Origin of the sequence: Streptomyces sp. NPDC087845, assembly GCF_044742755.1 — a bacterium.
Classification (GTDB): Bacteria; Actinomycetota; Actinomycetes; order Streptomycetales; family Streptomycetaceae; genus Streptomyces.
Genome location: NZ_JBIUVC010000047.1, coordinates 1,999 through 5,178, shown reverse-complemented (window position 1 = coordinate 5,178; position 3,180 = coordinate 1,999). Strand labels below are relative to the sequence as shown.

The window sequence follows — 3,180 nt, the reverse complement described above, 5'->3', positions numbered from 1 at the left end:
AACACAGTGGACGCGAGCAACTGAGGACAAGCCCTCGGCCTATTAGTACCAGTCAGCTCCACCCGTTACCAGGCTTCCACATCTGGCCTATCAACCCAGTCGTCTACTGGGAGCCTTAACCAATCAAGTTGGTGGGAATACTCATCTCGAAGCAGGCTTCCCGCTTAGATGCTTTCAGCGGTTATCCTTTCCGAACGTAGCCAACCAGCCATGCCCTTGGCAGAACAACTGGCACACCAGAGGTTCGTCCGTCCCGGTCCTCTCGTACTAGGGACAGCCCTTCTCAATATTCCTACGCGCACAGCGGATAGGGACCGAACTGTCTCACGACGTTCTAAACCCAGCTCGCGTACCGCTTTAATGGGCGAACAGCCCAACCCTTGGGACCGACTCCAGCCCCAGGATGCGACGAGCCGACATCGAGGTGCCAAACCATCCCGTCGATATGGACTCTTGGGGAAGATCAGCCTGTTATCCCCGGGGTACCTTTTATCCGTTGAGCGACAGCGCTTCCACAAGCCACTGCCGGATCACTAGTCCCGACTTTCGTCCCTGCTCGACCCGTCGGTCTCACAGTCAAGCTCCCTTGTGCACTTACACTCAACACCTGATTGCCAACCAGGCTGAGGGAACCTTTGGGCGCCTCCGTTACTCTTTAGGAGGCAACCGCCCCAGTTAAACTACCCATCAGACACTGTCCCTGATCCGGATCACGGACCCAGGTTAGACATCCAGCACGACCAGAGTGGTATTTCAACGACGACTCCACAACCACTGGCGTGGCCGCTTCAAAGTCTCCCACCTATCCTACACAAGCCGAACCGAACACCAATATCAAACTGTAGTAAAGGTCCCGGGGTCTTTCCGTCCTGCTGCGCGAAACGAGCATCTTTACTCGTAGTGCAATTTCACCGGGCCTATGGTTGAGACAGTCGAGAAGTCGTTACGCCATTCGTGCAGGTCGGAACTTACCCGACAAGGAATTTCGCTACCTTAGGATGGTTATAGTTACCACCGCCGTTTACTGGCGCTTAAGTTCTCAGCTTCGCCAACCCGAAAGTCGGCTAACCGGTCCCCTTAACGTTCCAGCACCGGGCAGGCGTCAGTCCGTATACATCGCCTTACGGCTTCGCACGGACCTGTGTTTTTAGTAAACAGTCGCTTCTCGCTGGTCTCTGCGGCCACCCCCAGCTCATGGAGCAAATCCAATCACCAGTGATGGCCCCCCTTCTCCCGAAGTTACGGGGGCATTTTGCCGAGTTCCTTAACCATAGTTCACCCGAACGCCTCGGTATTCTCTACCTGACCACCTGAGTCGGTTTAGGGTACGGGCCGCCATGAAACTCGCTAGAGGCTTTTCTCGACAGCATAGGATCATCCACTTCACCACAATCGGCTCGGCATCAGGTCTCAGCCTCAATGTGTGACGGATTTACCTACCACACGGCCTACACCCTTACCCCGGGACAACCACCGCCCGGGCTGGACTACCTTCCTGCGTCACCCCATCGCTTACCTACTACAAGTCTGGTTCATCGGCTCCACCACTACCCTCAACTCCGAAGAGATCGGGCCGGCTTCACGGACTTAGCATCGCCTGATTCAGTACTGGGCGTTTCAAAGCGGGTACCGGAATATCAACCGGTTGTCCATCGACTACGCCTGTCGGCCTCGCCTTAGGTCCCGACTTACCCTGGGCAGATCAGCTTGACCCAGGAACCCTTAGTCAATCGGCGCACACGTTTCTCACGTGTGTATCGCTACTCATGCCTGCATTCTCACTCGTGAACCGTCCACAACTCGCTTCCGCGGCTGCTTCACCCGGCACACGACGCTCCCCTACCCATCCACACAGGCGTTGGCCCTTCATGTGTGAATGACACGACTTCGGCGGTACGCTTGAGCCCCGCTACATTGTCGGCGCGGAATCACTTGACCAGTGAGCTATTACGCACTCTTTCAAGGGTGGCTGCTTCTAAGCCAACCTCCTGGTTGTCTCTGCGACTCCACATCCTTTCCCACTTAGCGTACGCTTAGGGGCCTTAGTCGATGCTCTGGGCTGTTTCCCTCTCGACCATGGAGCTTATCCCCCACAGTCTCACTGCCGCGCTCTCACTTACCGGCATTCGGAGTTTGGCTAAGGTCAGTAACCCGGTAGGGCCCATCGCCTATCCAGTGCTCTACCTCCGGCAAGAAACACACGACGCTGCACCTAAATGCATTTCGGGGAGAACCAGCTATCACGGAGTTTGATTGGCCTTTCACCCCTAACCACAGGTCATCCCCCAGGTTTTCAACCCTGGTGGGTTCGGTCCTCCACGAAGTCTTACCTCCGCTTCAACCTGCCCATGGCTAGATCACTCCGCTTCGGGTCTTGAGCGTGCTACTCAACCGCCCTATTCGGACTCGCTTTCGCTACGGCTTCCCCACACGGGTTAACCTCGCAACACACCGCAAACTCGCAGGCTCATTCTTCAAAAGGCACGCAGTCACGACTGTTGCTCCGAAGAACAACAGCGACGCTCCCACGGCTTGTAGGCACACGGTTTCAGGTACTATTTCACTCCGCTCCCGCGGTACTTTTCACCATTCCCTCACGGTACTATCCGCTATCGGTCACCAGGGAATATTTAGGCTTAGCGGGTGGTCCCGCCAGATTCACACGGGATTTCTCGGGCCCCGTGCTACTTGGGTGTCTCTCAAACGAGCCGTCAATGTTTCAGCTACGGGGGTCTTACCCTCTACGCCGGACCTTTCGCATGTCCTTCGCCTACATCAACGGTTTCTGACTCGTCTCACAGCCGGCAGACTATGAAAGAGAGATCCCACAACCCCGCATGCGCAACCCCTGCCGGGTATCACACGCATACGGTTTGGCCTCATCCAGTTTCGCTCGCCACTACTCCCGGAATCACGGTTGTTTTCTCTTCCTGAGGGTACTGAGATGTTTCACTTCCCCTCGTTCCCTCCACACTGCCTATGTGTTCAGCAGCGGGTGACAGCCCATGACGACTGCCGGGTTTCCCCATTCGGACACCCCCGGATCAAAGCTCGGTTGACAGCTCCCCGGGGCCTATCGTGGCCTCCCACGTCCTTCATCGGTTCCTGGTGCCAAGGCATCCACCGTGCGCCCTTAAAAACTTGGCCACAGATGCTCGCGTCCACTGTGCAGTTCTCAAG

Annotated in this window: 1 rRNA gene; it reads right to left on the bottom strand. The window is 56.4% G+C overall.

The annotated features are described in order from the left end of the window. Positions 1–22 precede the first annotated feature (22 nt). Positions 23–3,147, bottom strand: a 23S ribosomal RNA gene (locus tag ACIOMQ_RS41345). Positions 3,148–3,180 lie beyond the last annotated feature (33 nt).